General features: G+C 69.8%; 19 protein-coding genes. 9 read left to right on the forward strand and 10 right to left on the reverse strand.

The genetic code is table 11. The features are described 5' to 3' along the window. Positions 1-404 precede the first annotated feature (404 nt). Positions 405-2,933 (forward strand): ATP-dependent Clp protease ATP-binding subunit, encoded by a 2,529-nt coding sequence (locus AB0I23_RS16070; RefSeq protein WP_037691061.1) that lies wholly within the window; start codon positions 405-407, stop codon positions 2,931-2,933. An 83-nt stretch (positions 2,934-3,016) separates the two neighbouring features. Here AB0I23_RS16070 and AB0I23_RS16075 read toward each other — a convergent pair whose 3' ends face one another. After that, entirely contained in the window at positions 3,017-3,274 is a 258-nt protein-coding gene (locus tag AB0I23_RS16075) for a hypothetical protein (RefSeq protein ID WP_359109792.1), read from the reverse strand. 58 nt (positions 3,275-3,332) lie between these two features. Here AB0I23_RS16075 and AB0I23_RS16080 point away from each other — a divergent pair, with 58 nt between their 5' ends. Both AB0I23_RS16080 and AB0I23_RS16085 read left to right on the forward strand, forming a co-directional pair. Next, positions 3,333-4,349, forward strand: a complete 1,017-nt coding sequence (locus AB0I23_RS16080; protein ID WP_359109793.1) for a hypothetical protein — start codon at positions 3,333-3,335, stop codon at positions 4,347-4,349. Positions 4,350-4,772: 423 nt separating this feature from the next. Continuing rightward, positions 4,773-5,474: a M23 family metallopeptidase gene (locus AB0I23_RS16085; protein ID WP_359109794.1), complete on the forward strand. Its 702-nt coding sequence runs from the start codon at positions 4,773-4,775 to the stop codon at positions 5,472-5,474. Positions 5,475-5,509: 35 nt separating this feature from the next. On the opposite strand, the gene AB0I23_RS16090 is transcribed toward AB0I23_RS16085, so the two are convergent. Further along, a complete protein-coding gene (locus AB0I23_RS16090; RefSeq protein ID WP_359109795.1) occupies positions 5,510-6,091 on the reverse strand; it encodes a TetR/AcrR family transcriptional regulator in 582 nt (193 codons plus the stop codon). Between the two features lie 124 nt (positions 6,092-6,215). Here AB0I23_RS16090 and AB0I23_RS16095 point away from each other — a divergent pair, with 124 nt between their 5' ends. Then, a complete protein-coding gene (locus AB0I23_RS16095) occupies positions 6,216-7,874 on the forward strand; it encodes an MDR family MFS transporter (RefSeq protein WP_359109796.1) in 1,659 nt (552 codons plus the stop codon). A 73-nt stretch (positions 7,875-7,947) separates the two neighbouring features. On the opposite strand, the gene cseC is transcribed toward AB0I23_RS16095, so the two are convergent. From cseC to AB0I23_RS16120, 5 genes are all read right to left on the reverse strand, one after another. Further along, entirely contained in the window at positions 7,948-9,327 is a 1,380-nt protein-coding gene (gene cseC, locus AB0I23_RS16100) for a two-component system sensor histidine kinase CseC (RefSeq protein ID WP_359109797.1), read from the reverse strand. Further along, positions 9,324-10,028 carry a two-component system response regulator CseB gene (gene cseB, locus AB0I23_RS16105; RefSeq protein WP_359109798.1) on the reverse strand — a complete coding sequence of 235 codons (705 nt, stop codon included), beginning with the start codon at positions 10,026-10,028 and terminating at the stop codon, positions 9,324-9,326. The genes cseC and cseB overlap by 4 nt, the downstream gene beginning before the upstream one ends. 9 nt (positions 10,029-10,037) lie before the next feature. After that, on the reverse strand, positions 10,038-10,796 hold the full coding sequence (locus tag AB0I23_RS16110; RefSeq protein WP_436846940.1) for a hypothetical protein: 759 nt from the start codon (positions 10,794-10,796) through the stop codon (positions 10,038-10,040). After that, positions 10,784-11,437 carry a SigE family RNA polymerase sigma factor gene (locus AB0I23_RS16115; RefSeq protein ID WP_359109799.1) on the reverse strand — a complete coding sequence of 218 codons (654 nt, stop codon included), beginning with the start codon at positions 11,435-11,437 and terminating at the stop codon, positions 10,784-10,786. The genes AB0I23_RS16110 and AB0I23_RS16115 overlap by 13 nt, the downstream gene beginning before the upstream one ends. A gap of 165 nt (positions 11,438-11,602) precedes the next feature. Continuing rightward, entirely contained in the window at positions 11,603-12,505 is a 903-nt protein-coding gene (locus tag AB0I23_RS16120) for an A/G-specific adenine glycosylase (protein WP_359109800.1), read from the reverse strand. 883 nt (positions 12,506-13,388) lie between these two features. On the opposite strand from AB0I23_RS16120, the gene AB0I23_RS16125 reads away from it, so the two are divergent. Further along, a complete protein-coding gene (locus AB0I23_RS16125; protein WP_359109801.1) occupies positions 13,389-14,207 on the forward strand; it encodes a hypothetical protein in 819 nt (272 codons plus the stop codon). Positions 14,208-14,396: 189 nt separating this feature from the next. Here AB0I23_RS16125 and disA read toward each other — a convergent pair whose 3' ends face one another. Both disA and radA read right to left on the reverse strand, forming a co-directional pair. Beyond that, positions 14,397-15,521, reverse strand: a complete 1,125-nt coding sequence (disA, locus tag AB0I23_RS16130) for a DNA integrity scanning diadenylate cyclase DisA (RefSeq protein WP_359109802.1) — start codon at positions 15,519-15,521, stop codon at positions 14,397-14,399. 79 nt (positions 15,522-15,600) lie between these two features. Then, positions 15,601-17,013, reverse strand: coding sequence for a DNA repair protein RadA (radA, locus tag AB0I23_RS16135; RefSeq protein WP_359109803.1), 1,413 nt, complete (start codon positions 17,011-17,013; stop codon positions 15,601-15,603). Positions 17,014-17,208: 195 nt separating this feature from the next. Here radA and AB0I23_RS16140 point away from each other — a divergent pair, with 195 nt between their 5' ends. Beyond that, entirely contained in the window at positions 17,209-19,068 is a 1,860-nt protein-coding gene (locus AB0I23_RS16140) for a BACON domain-containing protein (protein WP_436846941.1), read from the forward strand. A gap of 44 nt (positions 19,069-19,112) precedes the next feature. Here the strand turns inward: AB0I23_RS16140 and AB0I23_RS16145 are convergent, their stop codons facing one another. Further along, on the reverse strand, positions 19,113-19,970 hold the full coding sequence (locus tag AB0I23_RS16145; RefSeq protein ID WP_359109805.1) for a hypothetical protein: 858 nt from the start codon (positions 19,968-19,970) through the stop codon (positions 19,113-19,115). Between the two features lie 40 nt (positions 19,971-20,010). Between AB0I23_RS16145 and AB0I23_RS16150 the strand changes: the two genes are divergently transcribed. From AB0I23_RS16150 to AB0I23_RS16160, 3 genes are all read left to right on the forward strand, one after another. After that, on the forward strand, positions 20,011-20,961 hold the full coding sequence (locus AB0I23_RS16150) for a Ppx/GppA phosphatase family protein (protein ID WP_359109806.1): 951 nt from the start codon (positions 20,011-20,013) through the stop codon (positions 20,959-20,961). A gap of 125 nt (positions 20,962-21,086) precedes the next feature. Further along, a complete protein-coding gene (locus AB0I23_RS16155) occupies positions 21,087-21,914 on the forward strand; it encodes a sugar phosphate isomerase/epimerase family protein (RefSeq protein WP_359109807.1) in 828 nt (275 codons plus the stop codon). Next, on the forward strand, positions 21,911-22,573 hold the full coding sequence (locus tag AB0I23_RS16160) for a TetR family transcriptional regulator (protein WP_359109808.1): 663 nt from the start codon (positions 21,911-21,913) through the stop codon (positions 22,571-22,573). The genes AB0I23_RS16155 and AB0I23_RS16160 overlap by 4 nt, the downstream gene beginning before the upstream one ends. Positions 22,574-22,633 lie beyond the last annotated feature (60 nt).

Consider the following 22,633-nt stretch of genomic DNA (forward strand, 5'->3'; position numbering starts at 1 on the left):
AGAGTTACGCAGAGTCTGCGACCGCATGCGTTGCGTGTTCATGATGGGGGCGTGCGAGCGTAATTCCGTGCACAAGGTTGTTCGCCCGTAGCGGAGGGAACCGGCGTGCGCCGCATGGACTGTCTGTAATTGCGGGTAAGAACATCCCTAGTGGGGAGGGGCGACACGCAGTTCGGCACGTCTCACGTTCGCCATCGGCGTACTGGCGATAGGGGTATCTGCCTGGCCTGCGGGAACATCGTCTCGCACCATCGGGTTGGAGCAGTTGTCGGCGTTCGGGGCAGGAGGCCAAGGACGGGTGTCGGCAGTTGGAATGAGCGGTCCCCGCTTGCGGGACTAAGCTGCGGAAGGACAGGGAGGGGACCGACCCCTTACTGCCTGACCGCTCTGAGGAGCGATTAACGATGTTCGAGAGGTTCACCGACCGCGCGCGGCGGGTTGTCGTCCTGGCTCAGGAAGAAGCCCGGATGCTCAACCACAACTACATCGGCACCGAGCACATCCTCCTGGGCCTTATCCACGAGGGTGAGGGTGTCGCCGCTAAGGCCCTGGAGAGCCTCGGGATTTCGCTCGAGGCGGTCCGCCAGCAGGTGGAGGAGATCATCGGTCAGGGCCAGCAGGCCCCGTCCGGGCACATCCCCTTCACTCCCCGAGCCAAGAAGGTCCTGGAGCTGTCGCTCCGAGAGGCTCTTCAGCTTGGCCACAACTACATCGGCACCGAGCACATCCTGCTCGGCCTGATCCGCGAGGGCGAGGGCGTCGCCGCCCAGGTCCTCGTGAAGCTGGGCGCCGACCTGAACCGGGTGCGGCAGCAGGTCATCCAGCTGCTCTCCGGGTACTCGGGAGGCAAGGAGGCGGCCACCGCGGGCGGCCCCGCGGAGGGCACGCCCTCCACGTCCCTGGTGCTCGACCAGTTCGGCCGGAATCTCACCCAGGCCGCTCGCGAATCCAAGCTCGACCCGGTCATCGGGCGCGAGAAGGAGATCGAGCGGGTCATGCAGGTGCTGTCCCGCCGTACCAAGAACAACCCGGTCCTCATCGGCGAGCCCGGCGTCGGCAAGACGGCGGTCGTCGAGGGCCTGGCGCAGGCCATCGTCAAGGGTGAGGTGCCCGAGACCCTCAAGGACAAGCACCTCTACACCCTCGACCTCGGTGCGCTGGTCGCCGGCTCCCGCTACCGCGGTGACTTCGAGGAGCGCCTGAAGAAGGTCCTCAAGGAGATCCGCACCCGCGGCGACATCATCCTGTTCATCGACGAGCTCCACACCCTCGTGGGTGCGGGCGCCGCCGAGGGCGCGATCGACGCCGCGAGCATCCTCAAGCCCATGCTGGCGCGAGGCGAGCTCCAGACGATCGGTGCGACGACGCTCGACGAGTACCGCAAGCACCTGGAGAAGGACGCCGCTCTCGAGCGCCGCTTCCAGCCCATCCAGGTCGCGGAGCCGTCGCTGCCGCACACCATCGAGATCCTCAAGGGTCTGCGCGACCGCTACGAGGCCCACCACCGCGTCTCCATCACGGACGAGGCGCTGGTCCAGGCCGCGACGCTGGCCGACCGCTACATCTCGGACCGCTTCCTGCCGGACAAGGCGATCGACCTGATCGACGAGGCCGGTTCCCGAATGCGTATCCGCCGGATGACCGCACCGCCGGACCTCCGCGAGTTCGACGAGAAGATCGCGGGTGTCCGCCGCGACAAGGAGTCGGCCATCGACTCGCAGGACTTCGAGAAGGCAGCTTCCCTCCGCGACAAGGAGAAGCAGCTGCTGGCGGCGAAGACCAAGCGCGAGAAGGAGTGGAAGGCCGGCGACATGGACGTCGTGGCCGAGGTCGACGGCGAGCTGATCGCCGAAGTCCTGGCCACCGCGACCGGCATTCCCGTCTTCAAGCTGACGGAGGAGGAGTCCTCCCGTCTGCTGCGCATGGAGGACGAGCTCCACAAGCGCGTCATCGGCCAGAAGGACGCCATCAAGGCCCTCTCGCAGGCGATCCGCCGCACGCGAGCCGGTCTGAAGGACCCGAAGCGCCCCGGTGGCTCGTTCATCTTCGCCGGCCCGTCCGGTGTCGGTAAGACCGAGCTCTCCAAGACGCTCGCCGAATTCCTCTTCGGCGACGAGGACGCGCTGATCTCCCTCGACATGTCGGAGTTCAGCGAGAAGCACACGGTTTCCCGCCTCTTCGGTTCTCCCCCCGGTTACGTGGGTTACGAAGAGGGCGGCCAGCTCACCGAGAAGGTGCGCCGCAAGCCGTTCTCCGTCGTCCTCTTCGACGAGGTCGAGAAGGCCCACCCCGATATCTTCAATTCCCTGCTCCAGATCCTGGAAGACGGTCGCCTGACCGACTCCCAGGGCCGGGTCGTGGACTTCAAGAACACGGTCATCATCATGACGACCAACCTCGGGACCCGGGACATCTCCAAGGGCTTCAACCTGGGCTTCGCGGCCCAGGGCGACGTCAAGACCGGTTACGAGCGGATGAAGAACAAGGTCAACGAGGAGCTCAAGCAGCACTTCCGGCCGGAGTTCCTCAACCGTGTCGACGACACGGTCGTCTTCCACCAGCTCACCGAGGAAGACATCATCCAGATCGTCGACCTCATGATCGCCAAGGTGGACGAGCGCCTGAAGGACCGCGACATGGGCATCGAGCTCAGCTCGGAAGCCAAGTCGCTCCTGGCGAAGAAGGGCTACGACCCCGTGATGGGCGCCCGGCCGCTGCGCCGGACGATCCAGCGCGAGATCGAGGACATCCTCTCCGAGAAGATCCTCTTCGGTGAGCTGCGCCCCGGTCACATCGTGGTCGTCGGCACCGAGGGCGAGGGTGAGGAGAAGAAGTTCACCTTCCGCGGCGAGGAGAAGTCGGCACTGCCCGACGTCCCGCCGATCGAGCAGGCGGCAGGCGGCGCCGGCCCGAACCTGACGAAGGACGTGTAAGGGCGCGCTGAGCGTCCGAGCATCCGAAGGGGCTGCCCCAGGACCGTTTCGTACGGTTCCGGGGCAGCCCCTTCGCTGTGCCGTCAGGTGCGCATGACGAGCCCTTCGCCGCCGGTGATCGGCGAACCGCCGATGACGCCCACCCGGAGGCCGGGCAGGGCTTCGAGCGGGGACAGATCGATGAACCCCCCGCGTGCGGCCGGGGTGAGCAGGAGCGACTCCAATGCGGGGAAGGTGCGGGGGATCTGCTCCAGCGCGGCCTCGCCCGTGGTGAAGCGGAGCACCAGGTCCTTGACGGAGGGAAGGGCCGCCTCGGCGTCGAACTCCGCCGGTGACACCACATGTACAGCGAGGTGGGTCACCTGGGGCGCTCGCCCAAGGGCGGCGAGGTTCGTCCAGATGGTCCCCCTCGACGAATTCCTTCGCGGCGAGGAAGTCCTGGAAGGTGCGGTGGGCGAACTGGTACACACCGTCGGTGCGTTCCTGGAGCACCCCGCTGCGGTTCAGCAGATGCGTCAGGATCTCGTCGGCCGAGCCCTGGCTCCGTACCTGCTCCATGCCCGGCAGGGCCCGTTCCAGCTGATGGAGCGCCTGGGAGCGGCGAAGCTCCGACTGGCCGCCCCGCACCAGCCAGATCGCGATGCGCTGGAGGAGCTGGGCCTGCTCCTCCACGTTCATCGTGATGCCGTCGGGGGCCTCGATCCTGCGCCGCCGGTCCCGGTCGCCGAGCAGCATGGTGAGGGCCGAGTCGTACAGACTCCAGCGGGTCTCCGGGAGGATGCCCTGACGTCGTCGGTGCAGGGCGCAGATCACCGCGCCGAGCAGAGGGGTGCGGGCCAGACTGCGCAGGGCGGAGTTCTGGGCGAACTGCTGGGTCAGATCCCGTTCCAGCTGGGCGATGGTGTCGTGGTCGTCGTCGTCCAGCCGGGCGGCCCGGTGCCGGGCGGCGACGAACGCCTCGATGTCCTCGTTCCGCATCGGGGTGCGCAACGGTACGACGAACGGCACCGGGCCGTTGAGCGCGGCCAGCTGCGGGCCGAGTGTCCCGGCCGAGGCATGTGCGGCCAGCCACCACAGCAGTGTGGTCTTCCCGGCACCCGCGTCGCCCCGCAGGAGAACCCGGGGGCGGTCGGCGAGCAGCGCGTCGATGCGCTGGGGTGTGCGCAGGGTCTGCCGGGCCGGGCCGGTGGTGTTCCGCTGTGCCTCCAGGCTGAGATACGCGGTGTCCAGGTCCCACTCGGAGTCGCGCCGCCCGAGCTCGTCGCCCGAAGACCTTCGTACGCCGGTACGCGGCCCCGATCGCGGCCGCGTACTCCTCCTCGTACCGCGGATCCCCGGGGCAGTAGCCGTGCACCCGCTCGTGGCGCAGTTGCGTCCCGGTCTCCTCGTAGACGAGCCGGAAGGTCCGGGCGGTGACAGCGTAGTCAGGTTGCATGCCGAAGGTCCCGAATCGGACGGTCTTCGGTCCTGTCGGCGGTGACAAGCAGCACACCCCCATTCGGCCTTACTACGAGGCATAGGAGACGGGACCGTGATCGCGGATGGGGTCTTCGCCCCGCAGCGGAACGGGGCCTTCGGCGCGACGGAAGGGGAGGCCCGAAACACGGCAACATGTCCGTTTCGGGCGGTTTGGAGCTGGGGTTAAACCTGTCCGGCCGAGGAGATCCGGCCGAGTTGCCCATCGAGGATTCAGGGCCCGTGACGGCCGGTTCTCTGAGCCCTGAATACGGCTTTTCTTCGTAGATGGGGTGTTTGAGTATTAGTGGGGTGGCGAGTTACCAAGGGATGGCCAGCCCGGCGGACAAGCCGGGTCCACTCACATCCGGAGGATCTCCGCTTATGTCGAAGCGCGTGACGTTCCAGCACTCCCGCCGCCCGTCCATGTCCCGTGTCCGTGGCGCTGTGGTGGCGGCCGGCCTGGGGACGTCGATGGTTCTCGGCGCGGGCGCTGCGTTCGCGGCGGCCCCGGCGAGCGCCCCCGGCACCACGAGCCTGATCAGCGCCACCACGGCCGACTCGGTCGCCGAGCAGGCAGCCGCGCAGGGCAAGGCGGCGGCCCAGAAGGCCGATGCGGCGAAGAAGGCCGCGCGCAACGCTGCGAGGGGAGCCGCCGTCAAGGCCGCCTCCTGGGAGACGCCGGTCCGCCACTACACGCTGAGCGCTTGCTTCGGCACCGACGGCAGCCGCTGGGCGCACAAGCACTCCGGCCAGGACTTCGCCGTGCCGATCGGTACCAGGGTCGAGGCCGCGCACTCCGGCACCGTCGTGAAGGCCGGCCCGAACGGCGGCGGCGACGGCCCCGCGTACGGCAACGCCATCGTGATCAAGCACGGCGACGGCACGTACTCGCAGTACGCGCACCTGTCGCGGATCGACGTGCGCGTCGGCCAGACCGTGACCACGGGCGAGAAGATCGCCCTCTCCGGCAACACGGGTAACTCCAGCGGCCCGCACCTGCACTTCGAGATCCGTCACACCGCCAACTACGGTTCGGCGATCAATCCGGTCTCGTTCCTGCACAAGGAGGGCGTCACGGTCTGACCCGACCTGGCGACCCCACCACGGCCCGGACCCCGCTAGGGGGTGTCCGGGCCGTGGGCCTGGGTGATGAGATCGAAGGAGACTTCGAGGACGGCCTTGCGCTTGTCCTCGGGGTCGCCCTCGAAGTCCTTGAGGGCGAACATGCCCGCGTGCAGGGCGAAGAGTGCGGTGAAGCAGCGCACCTGGTCGGTCAGCCGTGCGTCGGGTTCCTTGATCAGATCGACGAGGGCCACGACGCGGCCCTTGATGGTCTCCCCGATGCTGAGATCCCGTACCGTCGCCTGGTTCTCCTGCATGAACTGGAAGAGCGGCGCCGCGGCGGTCAGTGCGTCGCAGTAGCGGACCAGGAGCTCCTTCTTCGTCTCCAGGGTGCGCGGCTGTTCCTTGCCCCAGACGATCAGCTCCTCGACGGGCCGGTTGAGGTCCTCGAAGACGCTTATGAGGATGTCTTCCTTGGTCTTGAAGTGGTAGTACAGCGCCGCCTTGGTGACGTCCAGCCTCTCGGAGATCTCGCGCAGCGAGGTCTTCTCGTAACCCTGCTCGGCGAAGAGCTCCAGGGCGACGTCCTGGATGCGCTGGCGCGTATTGCCACGGCGTGGCTGCGGCGTGCTGCCCATGGTGCTCTCCCAAAAAAACTTACTTGACGCCCGGCTAGTTACGGGTCTATTTTCCCCAGTGTAGTCAACTAGCCGGTCGGCAGGTAAGGGCCCGGCTGACAGGGGATCAGGGGAGTTGGGAACCATGTCGGACCTGAAGAAGGCGGCGGACGGGGAGCCGGGCGGCAGAGCGGCCGAGCAGACTGCCGACGAGCCGCTCGCCGCACCCGAGCCGCGGCAGCGCAGCGTCCGGGTGGTGATGCTCGCCCTGATGATCACCATGCTGCTGGCCATGCTCGACAACCTGATCGTCGGCACGGCCATGCCGACGATCGTCGGTGATCTCGGCGGCCTGGCGCATCTGTCCTGGGTCGTCACCGCGTACACCCTGGCCACCGCGGCCTCGACTCCGATCTGGGGCAAGCTCGGCGACATGTACGGGCGCAAGGGCATCTTCCTCACGTCCATCGTGCTCTTCCTGATCGGCTCCATACTGAGCGGCATGGCCCAGGACATGGGTCAGCTGATCGGCTTCCGCGCGATCCAGGGGCTCGGCGCGGGCGGCCTGATGGTGGGTGTCATGGCCATCATCGGCGACCTGGTGCCGCCCCGCGAGCGCGGCAAGTACCAGGGCCTGATGGCCGGTGTGATGGCGATCGCCATGATCGGCGGACCGCTGGTCGGCGGCACCATCACGGACCACCTCGGGTGGCGCTGGAGCTTCTACATCAACCTGCCGCTGGGCGCCGTCGCCCTCGCCATGGTCACCGTCGTACTGCACCTGCCGGACAAGAAGCGCACCAAGGCGAAGGTCGACTACCTCGGCGCGGGACTGCTGACCCTCGGCATCACCGCGATCGTGCTGGTCACCACCTGGGGCGGTTCGGAGTACGCCTGGGACTCCGCCGTGATCATGGAGCTCGTCGCGATCGGTGTCGTCTCGCTCGTCGGCTTCCTCTTCGTCGAGACGAAGGCTGCCGAACCGATCATTCCGCTGCACATCTTCCGCAACCGCAACTTCACGCTGATGTCGGTCGTCGGCTTCATGTCCGGCTTCGTGATGTTCGGGGCGGTGCTCTTCCTGCCGTTGTTCCAGCAGTCCGTCCAGGGTGCGTCCGCGACCAACTCCGGTCTGCTGCTCCTGCCGATGCTGCTCTCGATGATGGTCGTCTCGCTGATCGCCGGACGGGTCACCACCAGCAGCGGCAAGTACAAGATCTTCCCCATCATCGGCTCCATCCTGATGGTGGCCGGCCTGTTCCTGCTCTCGCAGATGGACACCGGCACCACCCGCTTCACCTCCGGCATCTACATGGCGGTCCTCGGCGCGGGCATGGGCTTCCTGATGCAGATCACGATGCTTGTCGCGCAGAACAGCGTCGAGCTGAAGGACATGGGCGTCGCCTCCTCCGCGACCACCCTCTTCCGTACGCTCGGCAGCTCCTTCGGTGTCGCGATCATGGGGGCGCTGTTCACCGGACGGGTGCAGGACGAGATGGCGGCCCGCGGCGGCGGAGCAGCCACCTCGAAGTCCGCGCAACTGGACGCGGCGAGCCTGGCGAAGCTGCCGGACGCGGTGCGTGAGGCGTACCAGTTCGCGGTGTCGTCCGGCACACACATCGCCTTCCTGGTCGGCGCGTCGGTCGGCGTGGTCGCGCTGGTGGCGGCGGTGTTCGTCACGGAGGTCCCGCTGCGGGGAGCGGGCCCGGAGACCAAGCCGGAGCCCAAGCCGGAGCCCACCGCCGTGAGCGGCGCGGAGGCACCGGCGCCGGTGGCCGACGCCAAGCAGACCGAGAACGTCTGACCCGGCAACGACCAGGGGCCCTGGGGCGCGCGGACCGCGAGCCCCAGGGCCCCTTCGTCGCTCTCCGGCCGGATCAGCCGCCGAACGGTGTGCCGTCCGAAGGCGCGACCGCCCGCGAGCTCCCGGGCCCGCGCTGTTCGGCGAGGTGCAGGATCGGGAAGCTGCCGGTGTTCGTCGGGGCGTGTTCCGGCAGCCACAGCACGGCGATCGCCCCGCCGGTCCCCTCCGCCGCGCCCTGCGGCGCCGCGTTGCGGAACGTCAGCCGGGCGCCGAGCACCCGGGCCTGACCGGCCGCGATCGTCAGCCCGAGGCCGTGCCCGCGACCGGAGCGGTCGCTGCTTCCGGTACGGAACCGGCTCGGGCCCTCACGCAACAGCGCCTCCGGGAAACCGGGGCCGTGGTCGCGTATCCGCACCACTCGGCCCTCGACCGTGACCTCCACCGGAGTGGAGCCGTGCTTCGCGGCGTTCCCCAGCAGATTGCCGAGGATGCGCTCCAGCCGGCGCGGATCGGTGTTGACCCACGACTCGTGCACCACGTGGACCCGCACATCGGGGTCCAGCAGCGCGATCCTGCGGCTGACGAACTCCCCGAGCGCGATCTCCTGCAGCTCGGCACGCTCCGACGCACTGTCCAGCCTGGCCACCTCCAGCACGTCCTCGACGAGCGTGCGCATCGCCTGCGCCCTGTCCCGTACGAGCTCGGTGGGTCGGCCCGCCGGCAGCAGCTCGGCCGCCGTCAGCAGCCCGGTCACGGGGGTGCGCAGCTCGTGCGCGATGTCCGCGGTGACCCGGCGCTCCGCCTCGATCCGTTCGTTCAGCGCGTCCGTCAGGGCATCCACCGCACGGGCCAGCTCATCGGTCTCGTCCCGGATGACCCCGCCGATGGCCTCCCGGACCCGTACCTCCGTATTGCCCTGCGCGACCTTTCCGGCCGCGGCCGCCGCCTTGCGCAGTCGGCGCGACAGCTGCCCGCCGATCAGCACGCCCAGCGCGCAGCCACCGAAGACCACCGAGACGGAGCCGATGATCAGAGCCCGGTCGAGATCGCCCATGATCGTGGCGGAACGGTCCGCGAAGCGGGTGTGCAGGGACAGCACGTCGCCATTGGCCAGCGGCACGGCGGCCCACACATCGGGCACCCCGTTCCCGTACTCGTCGACATGCGTGGCGCGCCGGTTCTTACGGGTCTCCGCCCGCAGGCTCCGCGGCATCGTCGGGTCGTTGAGCTTGGCGCCGAACTTGGGATCGGTCTTCTTCGTCTTCGTCGCCTCGTACAGCAGCTGAGCGTACGTCAGCCGCTCCAGTTGGACCTCACGGGCGTTCTCCAGCATCGAGACGCGAGCGGCGTTGTGGACGACGAGGCTCAGCGCCACGGCGATGAGCGCGCCCACTGCGGCGATCGCGATACTGATCTTCCAGCGGACCCCCGTCCGCAGTGCCAACCGCTTCATGGCTTGAGTTTGTAGCCGAAACCGCGGACCGTCTCGATCCGGTCCTGCCCGATCTTGGTACGCAGTCGCTGCACATGGACATCCACGACCCGGGTGTCCCCTCCCCAGCCGTAGTCCCAGACCCGTTCGAGCAGTTTGTCGCGGGAGAGCACCGTGCCGGGCGCGGACGAGAACTCCAGCAGCAGCCGCATCTCGGTCGGGGTCAGCGCCACCTGCGCGCCGCCCTTGCGCACCTCCATGCCCTCGGTGTCGACCTCCAGGTCACCGAAGAACAGCACCCCGCCGGCGGGCTTCGACTCCGCCTCCGCGCCCCCCGGCTGTCCGCCCGAGGCGTGACCAAAGCGGCGCAGCACGGCACGGATCCTGGCGACCAGAACAGCGCCGTCGAACGGCTTGGTGACGTAGTCGTCGGCGCCGGCCTCCAGGCCGAGCACCACATCGATCGAATCGGCACGGGCGGACAGCATGATCACGGGCACGGTCGATTCGTCGCGGATACGGCGGCACAGACTGACCCCGTCCAGGCCCGGCACCATCACGTCGAGCAGGGCGATGTCCGGCCGGTCGGCCCGGAACGCCTCCAGGCCGGAGAGGCCGTCGGGCATCGCGGTGACCGCGAATCCATCACGCTCCAGCGCCAGCTGGGTGGCCTCGCGGATGACATCGTCGTCCTCGACGAACAGGACGTGGGTCTCGGCCATCGACTGCTCTCAGTTCTTCGTCGGTTCCGTGGGCTCCGGGAATTTCCCTTCTCCGTTGCCGACGGCTCTGTTGAAGTCGTTGTGCACCCGGTCGTGCTCGGTGAACCGGTTGTTGGCCCAGTGGTACGTGACCACTTCCTCGCCCGACGGGTACGCGACCGTGTCCTTCTTCTCGTACACCTGCGTCGTCACGACCAGATCGCCCCGGTCGATGGTGCCGTAGACCGCGGGCTGCTCGGTGGTGAAGATGTTCTCGTACGCGCCGTTGCTCTGCCGGCGGTACACATAGGTGCCGACGCCCACTGCGTCGCCGCAGGTCATCACGTTCACCACGACGTCCGGCGAGGGGCCGCCCGTCAGCCTGCCGTACGAGGAGTCGACCGGGTACTCGTTGCCCGTGCAGGGTTTCAGGTCCGTCCTGACCCGCTCGCTCACCCGGGAGTCCCGCTTGACCAGCCGGACGGGATCGACTTGCGGGACGGGCTTCGCCGTGGACGGCGCGGCGGCCGACGGCGTGGCCTGAGCGACCGGCTGGGTGCCGGCCGGGCCCTCGTCACGCGTGCCCGTACCACCGGTGGAACAGCTGACGGCGAGCAGCGCGAAAACGGCGAGCCCGACCAGTGTCGTACCGCTCGCCGCCCAACCGGTCAGCCGGCGACCACCGCCGCGGGTCGCCCCGCTTCCGCCGGTCACCGTGTCCCTGCCGGTGGTACCGCTTCTGCCGGTGGCCGTGTCCCCGTGTTCACCGCTGCCTGTCAGGCCGCGCACCGCTCCCGCCCCCGTTCGTCATGACGCCGGTCAGCCTGTCCGCGGACCTGCGCCCCCACCCGCGCACGCTGCGCCGCCGGACCGGCGGCCGGAGCCCGGTTACCCGCCGTGTGGCCCTGGTCCTCACGGATCCTGGCTTCCCTGCTCATGGCCTCGCGGCTCTCCAGCTCCTGGCGCAGCCGCGCCAGCGCCCGGTGCAGTGTGCTCTTCACCGTTCCGGCCGACATACCGAGCGCCGCGGCCGTCTCCTCCGTGCTCATCTGCTCCCAGTGTCGCAGCACGACGACGCTGCGCTGCTTGGGAGCCAGTACACCCAGGACGTCCATCAGGAGAGCACGGTCGGCGCGCTGCTCGGCGCCGTCCTCGATGCTGGCGTCGGGCAGCTGCTCGGTGGGCACCTCCTCCAGCTTGCGGGCCCGCCACCACTCCGTACGGGTGTTGATCATGACGCGGCGCAGGTAGGCATCGGCCAGGGACTTGTCGGCGATGCCGTCCCAGCGGCCGAAGGTACGGGCCAGAGCGGTCTGCAGCAGGTCCTGCGCGTCCACCGGGTCGGGGACCAGGCGGCGCGCACTGCGTAGCAGAGCGTCCTGCCGGGTGCGTACGTACTCTTCGAATTCGAGCACCTCGCCCTGCGCCATTCCAACCGCCTCCGTCCCCGTCGATCCTCTGCCGGCCACTGGTGGGCCGACGGACGGAGACGTTACGGAGCGGTTGTCACGGCGTTGTCCGGAGCAGCCATACGCCGACGCACGGCTGTCCATCGGTTGTGTAACAGCGGAGGGGGAGGGCTTTCTGCTCCGCTCCTAGCTCAGCGGAAGTCGGTACTGGCCGCCCGGGAGTGGCTCGACCAGGCCGTCGGCGACCAGGCCGTCCAGCGCCCGTGCCCGTTGCACGGGCTCGTCCCACACGGTGTCCAGTGCCGTCTGCGACACCGGGGTCACCGCCTCACGCAGAACGGCGAGCAGCCGTCCGCGCACCTGCCGGTCCGTACCGGCGTAGGTCTGACCGCGGCGCGGAGGCCCCTCGTGCGCGGGCTTCCCGGCCAGCCGCCAGGCGCACTGCGTCGCGATCGGGCATCGCGTGCAGTCCTCGTTCTTGGCGGTGCAGACGAGCGCGCCGAGTTCCATCGTGGCTGCCGCCCAGCGGGCCGCCCGTTCGTCCTCGTCGGGGAGGAGCGCGCGGGCGAGTTTCCGCTCGGCGGCGGTGGTCGCGTTCGGCGGGTACTGAATGCCGGTCGCGGCCCGGGCGAACACCCGGCGGACGTTCGTATCGAGTACGGGATGTCGCTGTCCGTACGCGAACGAGGCCACGGCCGCCGCTGTGTACTCACCGATCCCGGGCAGTGCGAGCAGCTGGCCGTGCTCGCTCGGTACGTCGCCGCCGTGTCGTTCCGTTATGGCCTGCGCGGCCCCGTGCAGCCGCAGCGCACGCCGCGGGTAACCGAGCCGGCCCCAGGCGCGGACCGCTTCACCGGGTGGCTCGGCGGCCAGGTCGGCGGGGCGCGGCCAGCGGGCCAGCCACTGTTCGTACACCGGGATGACCCGGCTGACGGGGGTCTGCTGCAGCATGAACTCGCTCACCATCACACCCCAGGCGCCCGCCTCGGGGCGGCGCCAGGGCAGATCGCGGGCGTGCTGGTCGAACCACCCGATGACGGGAGCGTGGAGGGATGTGGGGGGCGTCTGTGTCGCAGTCATGGCAGTCATCGCATGTCGATCCTGACACGGGAGGGCAGACGATGGTCATGGTCACGGTGGTGTCGTCCCGCTTGAGGGGCCCTTGGGGTGATAATCCCACCCGTCTGTCCCCACGATGTGACCCGGTGAGTGTCTTCGCCCGGACCTCCGCTCGTGCCTCCGCTCGGGCCCGGCCCGAGCGGCGTCCGCGTCTGTGGCCCCGGTCCGGCCGCCCGCCCGTCCGATATCCAGACCGTGAGGGATATGCCCGGCTGCCCCGCACCGTCCGGACGAGCGAGTACGGCGGACGGGACGGCAGGAGTGGCACCAGTGCCGCCACGGCAACCGGACCGTGCGCGTCCGGGCACGGGCCGGTGCGACGGCGGCCGCGCCGGCCATGGCCGCGTGATGGCTCGGGAACGACCAGTCACCCATCGGCGGGCAGGGCGTCAACGAGGTCGCCGCGCCGGGCGGCACGGAGACCCCCCGTCCACGACCGTCGTGAACACCTCACCGACTCCATGAACGACCACCGTCGCGAGCGGCGCAAGCACCGACAGGGCCAAGGCTCCCCGCATCCTCTCCGCGCACCCGCCACCGGCCCACGACGATCAGGACACCGAAGACCAACGGCCCGGGTTCCGTTTGTATTTCGGCGAGATGCCGCACCCACGGTGGCGCGCCGCACGCGAAGTCGGTGAGGTCCCTGTGCACAGCCGCAGTGAGCGAATTCTTCATGTGACTGACCGTACTCAATGGTGCGGGATCGTCACATTGCGCGATCGTCGGGGTTCACACCTGACGAAATGAGGGGTTGGAATCCAGCCACCCCATGATGATGATCCGCAAAACTTGGGAGTCGGAGCGGCGGGTGGGGCGGGAGTTGGCGCCGATCTCTCGTACAGTTTGCGCCGTGGGATCTCTGCGCAATCCGATCGGGCCGCTTCCCTCCACCATCTACTGGCGACGGAGGGCCGTAGCGGCGACGCTGATTGCGCTGCTCGCGCTGCTGATCGTATGGGTCGTCACCTCCGGTGGGAGCAAGGGGAACAAGGACGATTCCCGGCCCAACGGGTCCGGTCCCGCCCACTCCATCGGTCCTGGACCTTCCAGTACCGAGTCCGCCATCAGTCAACAGCCGGGCGGGCGAGACGAGTCGGGTACCACGGACGGGAGCGGTGACGGCAGCGGCGGTACCGACGCGGGTTCCGAGGGCACCACGGGCGGGACAGGCGACGGCAGCAACGGCGAATCCGGCGCCGGATCGGGTTCCGGCAGCGTGTCCGGTGGCGGAACCGAGGGCCAGCAGGTCCCGGTCGGCTCTTCGATTCCCGACTGCACTCCTTCCGCCCTGCAGTTGACCCTGCGCACCGCGCTCGAGTACGGCCCCGGCGAGAAGCCGAAGTTCCAGTTGATCGCCAAGAACACCTCGTCCACCGCCTGCAAGGCCGACTTCGGACCGAAGAGCGCGGTGCTCACCATCACCGAGGCCGGTGGTGACGACGCCGAGGTGTGGTCGTCCAAGGACTGTCCGCGCGACGCGGGCAGTGTGCTGTTGAAGGTCCCGGCGGGCGCGACCATCGTTCACACCGTGGAGTGGGACCGGAAGAAGAGCGCCCCGCAGTGCGCGACGCCGCCCGCAGGATCCGCGGGGCCGGGTACGTACCTCGTCGAGGCGAAGGCCTCCGGCGAGCCGCTGCAGCGCGCCTCGTTCGTTCTCGCGGAGGACTGACGCGAAAGGCCGGCTTGCGAAGTACCGGCTTGCGAAGGACCAGTTCGCGAAAGACGAGTTCGCGAGGGACTGGCGCGAAGGACCGTCCCGCGAAGTACCGACGTGCTGAGCAGGACGTGAGCACCGCCCGAAAGGCACGTCGGGGCCCGGTCCACCGACCGGGCCCCGAGCCGATGTGAGTCCCGACCCCTACACGTACCGCTCGAGAATCGACGACTCGGCCAGCCGCGAGAGCCCCTCGCGCACACTCCGTGCCCGCGCCTCGCCGACTCCGTCCACCGTCTGGAGATCGTCCACGCTCGCCGCGAGCAGCTTCTGCAGTCCTCCGAAGTGCTCCACGAGCCGGTCGATGATCGCCCCGGGCAGCCGCGGCACCTTCGCCAGCAGCCGGAAGCCGCGCGGCGAGACCGCCGAGTCCAGGGTCTCGGGAGAGCCGCTGTACCCCAGGGCCCGTGCCACGACGGGGAGTTCGAGCAACTCGGTGTGGGAGAGCGCGTCCAGCTCGGTCAGCGCCTCCGTGACCGTACGGGACCGCTTCGCGGTCGGCTCCGGCACATAGTCGCGCACGACCAGCTCGCGCTCCGGCTCGACGCCTGCGATCAACTCGTCGAGCTGGAGCGAGAGAAGCCGGCCGTCGGTGCCGAGCTCCACCACGTACTCGGCGATCTCGGTCGCGATCCGGCGCACCATCTCCAGCCGCTGTGCGACGGCCGTCACATCGCGGACCGTCACCAGGTCCTCGATCTCCAGCGCGGAGAGCGTGCCCGCCACCTCGTCGAGCCGGAGCTTGTACCGCTCCAGGGTGGCGAGGGCCTGATTGGCGCGCGACAGGATCGCGGCGGACTCCTCCAGGACCCGACGCTCACCGTCCACGTACAGCGCGATCAGACGCATCGACTGCGAGACCGAGACGACAGGGAAGTTGCACTGCTTGGAGACCCGGTCCGCCGTGCGGTGGCGGGTGCCGGTCTCCTCGGTGGGGATGGAGGCGTCCGGGACCAGTTGCACGCCGGCCCGGAGGATCTTGCTCATGTCCTTGTCGAGGATCAGAGCCCCGTCGAGCTTGGCCAGCTCGCGCAGCCGCGTCGCGGTGAACTCGACATCCAGCACGAAGCCGCCGGTGCACATGGACTCGACGGTCTTGTCCATGCCCAGCACGATCAGCCCGCCGGTGTTGCCACGGAGAATGCGCTCCAGGCCGTCCCGCAAGGCCATTCCGGGCGCGACGGCGCTCAGCGAGGCGCGCATCAGCGCCTCGTTACCGGTGCCTTGGCCGGACTTTCCGGGCGATGCTGCCCGGTCGTTGGCTGCCACTGCACTCCTCCGGTCACAGGTTTGCGGTGCCCTACGTCCCTCATGCCGTTCGTACGGACGGGCGAGACCAGGGCAAAGTCTACCGGCGCGCGTTGTCCTCCCGTGGGGCCTCCGTACGAGACCGGCGCGGGAGCACTCTCAGCGCGTCGCCCATGTTGGCGACTTCCGTGACCTTCATACCGTCCGGGACCTTGCCCGGGTCGGTCGGGACCAGTGCGTGGGTGAAGCCCAGACGGTGCGCCTCGGCCAGTCTGCGCTGTACCCCGGTCACCCGCCTGACCTCGCCCGCGAGCCCCACTTCGCCGATCGCCACCAGGTTCTTGGGCAGTGGTGTGTCGCTTGCCGCGCTGGCCAGCGCCAGTGCGACCGCGAGGTCGGCGGCGGGCTCGGAGAGCTTCACACCGCCGACAGTCGCGCTGTAGATGTCCCGTTTGCCGAGCGAGCTGATCCGGCCGCGCTGCTCCAGAACGGCCAGCATCATGGAGACCCGGGACGTCTCGAGCCCGGAGGTGGTGCGCCGGGGCGAAGGGATCTGTGAATCGACCGTCAGCGCCTGCACTTCGGCAACGAGCGGTCGCCGTCCCTCCAGCGTGACTGTCAGACAGGTGCCAGGTACGGGTTCGTCGCGCCGGGTGAGGAAGAGCCCGGACGGGTCGGCGAGGCCGGTGATGCCCTCGTCGTGCAGTTCGAAACAGCCGACCTCGTCCGTCGCCCCGTACCGGTTCTTCACGCCGCGGACCAGCCGGAGGCGCGCATGACGGTCGCCCTCGAAGGAAAGCACCACGTCGACGAGATGCTCCAGCAGCCGGGGTCCGGCGATCGCGCCGTCCTTCGTGACGTGGCCGACCAGCAGCGTGGACATGCCGCGATCCTTGGAGGCACGGATGAGCGCTCCGGCGACCTCCCGGACCTGCGCCATACCGCCGGGCGCACCGTCGATCTCGGGCGAGGCGACGGTCTGTACGGAGTCGAGGATGAGCAGGGACGGCTTGACCGCGTCCAGATGGCCGAGGACCGCGGAGAGGTCGGTCTCGGCCGCGAGGTAGAGGTGGTCGTTGATCGCGCGGATCCGGTCGGCACGCAGCCGCACCTGACTCGCGGACTCCTCCGCGGTGACATAGAGGGTGCGGTGCTCGTCGCTGGCGGCCTTGGCCGCCACGTCCAGCAGGAGTGTCGACTTGCCCACGCCCGGCTCACCCGCGACCAGCACCACGGCGCCGGGGATCAGCCCGCCGCCGAGCACCCGGTCCAGCTCGTCGACACCGGTCGACCGCGCGGTGGCCTGCCGGCTGTCGACCTGGCCGATGGGGAGAGCGGCCGTGCTCACGCGGCCGGCCGCCGTCGTCCGTACGGCAGGGGCGCCGCCGAATTCCTCGACCGTCCCCCAGGCCTGGCATTCGGGGCAGCGGCCGAGCCACTTGGCGGTGGTCCAGCCGCATTCGGTGCAGCGGTAGGACGGCCGGTCCTTCGCGGATTTCGTACGGGCAGCCATGGCGCCACCGTATAGGTGAGGACTGACACCACCGCCCGGCGCGGTGCGCGGGGCGGCCGCGGTGGAAGGGAACGGACAGGGGGATCCGGCGGAATCATGGGTTCCTGCCCCCTTTTGAGCGGTACGTTCACCCGTAAGGGTTAAAAGTGAGCAAGAGGCGCCAAGGGCATGCCTTGCCCTGCCTACGGTCGCGGGGTGACGAGCAGCAGGCGGGAGACCCCCGCACACACCACCGGCGCACACCGGACGCAGCGCCGTGCTCCCCACTCGTCGCCGCAGCGACCGCCTGCTCGTTACGAGCCGTATCTCGACGGCCTCTTCACCTACTGCCTCTCCGTGCTCTGCGACCACGACGTCGCCGTCGAGGCGCTCGGGGGTGCGCTCGCCATCGCGGAACGGCAGGACGGGCGGTGTCCCGCGGGTGAGGAGGAACGTAAAACCTGGCTGTACGCGCTGGCCAGGTGGGTGTGCCTGCGCACGCTCGCCGAGCAGAAACGGGGTCGTCAGGCGCATCGCCGGCAGGAGAGGAAGCAGCCGGGCGGGAGGACCCCCGGAGGGGTGCGTCCAGGGAGCCGTACGTTCCCGGCCGTCACCCCGCCCCCGGCCACCGGCGCGGCGGGCCTCACGAGCGCCGCCATCCCCGATTCCGCCCCGGTCGCCGAAGCACGTCGGCGCGAACTCGCGCAGCTCGCCTGGCCCGAAGCCGCAGGCACCACCCCCGAACAGCGCGAAGCCCTCGAACTGGCCGTACGCCACCGCCTCGCCCCGCGCGCCGTGGCCGCCGTCCTCGGCCTCGAACCCGCGACCGCCCGCGAGATCCTCGCCGCCGCGGCCTGCGAGGTGGAACGTACCCGCGCCGCCCTCGCCGTCGTCGAGACCGGCAACTGTCCCACTGTCGCCCGCCTCATCGGCGACCACCTCGTCCTGCTCTCCGCCGTCCTGCGCCGCGAACTCGTCCGTCACGTCGACGACTGCCCCCGCTGCCGTCGTGCTGCCGAACGGGCGGGCGCCGAGGGCCCCTGGCCGGGCGGTGCCCTCACCCCTGCGGCCGCGCTGCCGGTCGTCGAGGCGCCGCGGCCGTCGGCGTACGTCGCGATGATCCACGCGCAGAGGAATCGGTCCGGCAGTCCGCGCTTCGACCGGGCGGGCTTCCCGATGGACCCCAAGGACCATGCCGCGCGCCGGGACCGGCTCCGGGCGAGAGCCGTGACGACGACGGTGGTGGCGACAGTCGTCGCCGCCCCCGTGATCGCCCTGTGGTCCGCCTATCGGGGGGCACCGCTGACCGGCGAGGGGCACGACGGTGCCTCGGTCACCGCGACCGAGACGGACGGCCGACGCGGCCTCGACGGCGATCCGCACGACCGCTACGAGAACGCGGGCAACGCCAGCCCCGAGCCCGGTGCCCACTTCAAGGACGGCAGCCGTACGCCGGACGTCTCCGCCGAGGTCATCAGCTCGGGGACGGGACGGCGCGGCCCCGGCCGGCTCCTCGTCACGGCCCGTTCCTCCGGCCACACGACGCTGATCACGCTGACCGCCTCGGGCGGCGCTCCCGTGGCCTGGTCCGCGCGGGCGGACGCGTCCTGGCTGCGCCTCAGCAGGTCCTCCGGCACCCTTGCCGCAGGCGAGAGCGTCACGATCCACGTCCTTGTGGAGCATGCACGGGAACCGGCGGGTGCCTGGAGCGCCCGTATCGGCCTCGCCCCGTCGGGCTCGGTGGTGGCGATCAGAGGGTACGGAGCGATGCCGTCCGGCGGGCCGTCGGTGCCGTCCGGCCCGCCGCCGTCCTCTCCCGGTCCCACGGATCCGTCGCCGGATCCGACGGACCCCGCGCCCTCGCCGACCGATCCGTCACCGACGGACCCGTCGCCGACGGACCCGTCGCCGGATCCCACGCCCTCGCCGACGGACCCGTCGCCGACCGACCCGTCGCCGACGGACCCGTCGCCGACCGACCCGTCGCCGACCGACCCGACTCAGCCACCGTCACCGGACCCCTCGAACCCCTCCGCCCCGGGGACAAGCCCGTCCGACCCGGCGCCGACGGGCTGAATGCCGGCCTCGGCCCGTCGGTACTCAGCCCACCGAAGTACCCCCTAAGCCTCCGTGGGTCCTACCGGATCCGCCGGATGCGGTGCCATCGGCAGGAGCGAGGACAACCGCTCCTCGCACAGCTCGACCAGCCGCTCGTACGCCTCCTTGCCCATCAGCTCGGTGAGCTCGGGCCGGTACGACACATAGACCGGCTCCCCGGCCCCGTGCGCCGAGGTCGCCGACGTGCACCACCAGTGCAGATCGTGACCGCCAGGACCCCAGCCCCGGCGGTCGTACTCGCCGATCGAGACCTGGAGCACGCGCGTTTCGTCGGGGCGGTCGATCCAGTCGTACGTGCGCCGGATCGGCAGCTGCCAGCACACGTCCGGCTTGGTCTCCAGCGGCTCCTTGCCCTCGCGCAGCGCCAGGATGTGCAGCGAACACCCGGCTCCGGCCGCGAATCCGGGCCGGTTCTGGAAGATGCAGGACCCCTTCCAGCGGCGTGTCTGGCGTTCCCCGTCGTCGTCGACCTCGACCCAGCCCGTCTCCGTACCGACGTCGTGGAACTGCCACAGCTCGGGGGTCAGCCGGGAGACGTTGTCCGCCACCCGCTTCTCGTCGTCCTCGTCGGAGAAATGCGCACCCAGCGTGCAGCACCCGTCGTCCGCGCGGCCCGCCTGGATGCCCTGGCAGCCACTGCCGAAGATGCAGGTCCACCTGGAGGTCAGCCAGGTCAGGTCGCAGCGGAAGATCTGCTCGTCGTCCGCGGGGTCGGGGAACTCGACCCAGGCGCGTGCGAAGTCGATCCCCTTCTCGTCTTCGGACCGGTCGGGCCCGTTCTTTTCCGGCTGCTGCATCTCCTGCTTCGTTCTCTGCTTCTTCGTGGCTTTGCCCGGCTTCGCCTTTTTCGTCTTTGGCACGGGCCAAGAGTAAGTCCGTAGGAGCAGTAGCGTTCGGCGTATGAGACTCGGAGTCCTCGACGTGGGGTCGAACACGGTTCATCTGCTGGTGGTGGACGCGCACCCCGGCGCCCGCCCGCTGCCCGCGCACTCGCACAAGGCGGAGCTGCGCCTGGCCGAACTCCTCGATGCGGACGGGGCGATCGGCCCCGAGGGCGTGGACCGGCTCGTGTCGACGATCGCCGGTGCCCTGCAGGCCGCCGAGGACAAGGGCTGCGAGGACGTGCTGCCGTTCGCCACGTCCGCGGTGCGGGAAGCGAGCAACGCCGACGAGGTGCTGACCCGGGTACGGGTGGAGACGGGCGTCGATCTCGCCGTCCTCAGCGGTGAGGAGGAGGCCCGGCTCACCTTCCTCGCTGCCCGCCGCTGGTTCGGCTGGTCGGCGGGGAAGCTGCTGGTCCTCGACATCGGCGGCGGTTCACTGGAGATCGCGTACGGCATCGACGAGGAGCCCGACGCCGCCGTGTCCCTGCCGCTCGGGGCCGGGCGTCTCACCTCCGGCTGGCTGCTGCACGATCCGCCGAACCCTTCGGAGGTGAAGGTGCTGCGCCGCCATGTGCGGGCCAGTATCGCCCGAACGGTCGGCGAGTTCAGCCGCTTCGGCCGCCCCGACCACATCGTGGCGACCTCCAAGACGTTCAGGCAGCTCGCCAGGATCGCAGGCGCCGCACGCTCCGCCGAGGGTCTCTACGTGCAGCGCACACTCACTCGCAAGGCGCTGGAGGAATGGGTGCCCAAGCTGGCGGCGATGACGGCCGACCAGCGCGGCCGGCTGTCCGGCGTCTCCGAGGGGCGGGCCGCGCAGCTGCTCGCCGGGGCGGTGGTCGCCGAGGGGGCGATGGATCTCTTCGGCGTGGAGGAGCTGGAGATCTGCCCGTGGGCGCTGCGTGAGGGAGTGATCCTGCGCCGCCTGGACCACCTCCCGACGGCGGCGGCCCCCGCCCTGAACTGAATGCGCGTACCGCTGGAGGACCGGGGCGACGGGGCGCGCGGATGGCCGGGAGCGGAGTCATGGCCCTTCTCACTTTCCGCCCTGACGCCTCGGTGGCGCGCGCACCCGCCCCGTACGCTGTCTGCGTGGCAGAACCAGTGGTGCGCATCCCGGATGCGAAGGTCGCCCTGTCGACGGCTTCCGTCTATCCGGAGTCGACGGCGACGGCCTTCGAGATTGCCGCGCGTCTGGGCTACGACGGTGTCGAGATCATGGTCTGGACCGATCCCGTCAGCCAGGACATCGAGGCCTTGCGACGGCTCTCGGACTACCACCAGGTGCCGATCCTCGCCGTTCACGCGCCCTGTCTGCTGATCACCCAGCGGGTCTGGTCCACCGATCCCTGGGTGAAGCTCCAGCGGGCCCGTGCGGCCGCGGAGAAGCTCGGAGCGACGACCGTCGTCGTCCATCCGCCGTTCCGCTGGCAGCGCCAGTACGCGCGCGACTTCGTCACCGGCATCTGGCGGATGGCGGACGAGACGGACGTGCGGTTCGCCGTCGAGAACATGTACCCGTGGCGGTACCGGGACCGCGAGATGCTCGCGTACGCCCCCGACTGGGACGTCACCAACAACGACTACCGCCACTTCACGGTGGACCTCTCGCACACCGCGACCGCCCGCACCGACGGCATGGCCATGGTCGACCGGATGGGTGACCGGCTCGCCCACGTCCACCTCGCCGACGGCAAGGGCTCCAACAAGGACGAGCATCTGGTGCCCGGCCGTGGTGACCAGCCCTGTGCGGAACTGCTGGAGCGCCTGGCGCGTACGGGTTTCGAGGGCCATGTCGTCATCGAGGTCAACACCCGCCGCGCCATGTCCGCAGCCGAACGCGAAGCCGACCTGGCGGAGGCGCTCGCCTTCACCCGCCTCCACCTGGCGTCCTCGTCGGCGCGGGTCCCCCGCTCATGACCCCCGGCACGGCAGGCGGGAACGCCGGCGGCGAGGGCACGGCACACACACCTCCCGAGCGCCCGAAACGCCGAGGCCGCCCCTCCCGTACGACGGCAGCCACCGGCCCCGGTGCCCGCGAACGCATCCTGGAAGCGGCCCGCACGGAATTCGCCGAACGCGGCTACGACAAGACGTCGGTCCGGGGCATCGCCAAGGCGGCAGGCGTCGACGCCGCACTCGTCCACCACTACTTCGGTACGAAGGACGAGGTCTTCGCGGCGGCGATCGAAGTCTCCTTCGAACCCGCCCTGGTGATCCCGTCCGTACTGGGCATGGGCACGGACGGCCTGGGGGAGCGGCTGGCCCGCTATTTCATCGGCGTATGGGAGAACCCGGCGTCCAGGGCCCCTCTGCTGGCGATCATGCGCTCCGCCCTGACGCACGAAGGGGCGGCGAAGGTACTGCGCGGCTTCGTCCTGCGGCGCCTGCTGGAGCGGATCGCTGACACACTGGACGTGCCGGACGCGACGTTCCGTGCGGAACTGGCCGCGTCGCACATGGTCGGGATCGTGATGCTGCGGTACGTGATCAAGGCGGAGCCGCTGGCCTCGGCGGACCCGGAGAAGATCATCGCCATGGTCGCTCCGGCGCTCCAGCGCTACTTGACGGAGACCTGACCGCCCCGGGGTGACCTTTCGTCCGTCCGGCGTCGGAGGACCGGGGGCCGGGGCGGAGGT

It is taken from the genome of Streptomyces atratus, assembly GCF_040655115.1.
In the GTDB taxonomy this organism is placed as follows: Bacteria; Actinomycetota; Actinomycetes; order Streptomycetales; family Streptomycetaceae; genus Streptomyces; species Streptomyces atratus_D.

Excerpts from the sequence above, each read along its gene's own strand:
- AB0I23_RS16150 (WP_359109806.1), top strand. The coding sequence starts at position 20,011 with ATGAGACTCGGAGTCCTCGACGTGGGGTCGAACACGGTTCATCTGCTG.
- AB0I23_RS16090 (WP_359109795.1), bottom strand. The coding sequence starts at position 6,091 with ATGGGCAGCACGCCGCAGCCACGCCGTGGCAATACGCGCCAGCGCATC.
- AB0I23_RS16120 (WP_359109800.1), bottom strand. The coding sequence starts at position 12,505 with ATGACTGCCATGACTGCGACACAGACGCCCCCCACATCCCTCCACGCT.
- AB0I23_RS16085 (WP_359109794.1), top strand. The coding sequence starts at position 4,773 with ATGTCGAAGCGCGTGACGTTCCAGCACTCCCGCCGCCCGTCCATGTCC.
- cseC (WP_359109797.1), bottom strand. The coding sequence starts at position 9,327 with ATGAAGCGGTTGGCACTGCGGACGGGGGTCCGCTGGAAGATCAGTATC.
- AB0I23_RS16115 (WP_359109799.1), bottom strand. The coding sequence starts at position 11,437 with ATGGCGCAGGGCGAGGTGCTCGAATTCGAAGAGTACGTACGCACCCGG.
- AB0I23_RS16095 (WP_359109796.1), top strand. The coding sequence starts at position 6,216 with ATGTCGGACCTGAAGAAGGCGGCGGACGGGGAGCCGGGCGGCAGAGCG.
- AB0I23_RS16160 (WP_359109808.1), top strand. The coding sequence starts at position 21,911 with ATGACCCCCGGCACGGCAGGCGGGAACGCCGGCGGCGAGGGCACGGCA.
- radA (WP_359109803.1), bottom strand. The coding sequence starts at position 17,013 with ATGGCTGCCCGTACGAAATCCGCGAAGGACCGGCCGTCCTACCGCTGC.
- cseB (WP_359109798.1), bottom strand. The coding sequence starts at position 10,028 with ATGGCCGAGACCCACGTCCTGTTCGTCGAGGACGACGATGTCATCCGC.
- AB0I23_RS16070 (WP_037691061.1), top strand. The coding sequence starts at position 405 with ATGTTCGAGAGGTTCACCGACCGCGCGCGGCGGGTTGTCGTCCTGGCT.
- AB0I23_RS16080 (WP_359109793.1), top strand. The coding sequence starts at position 3,333 with ATGGTCCCCCTCGACGAATTCCTTCGCGGCGAGGAAGTCCTGGAAGGT.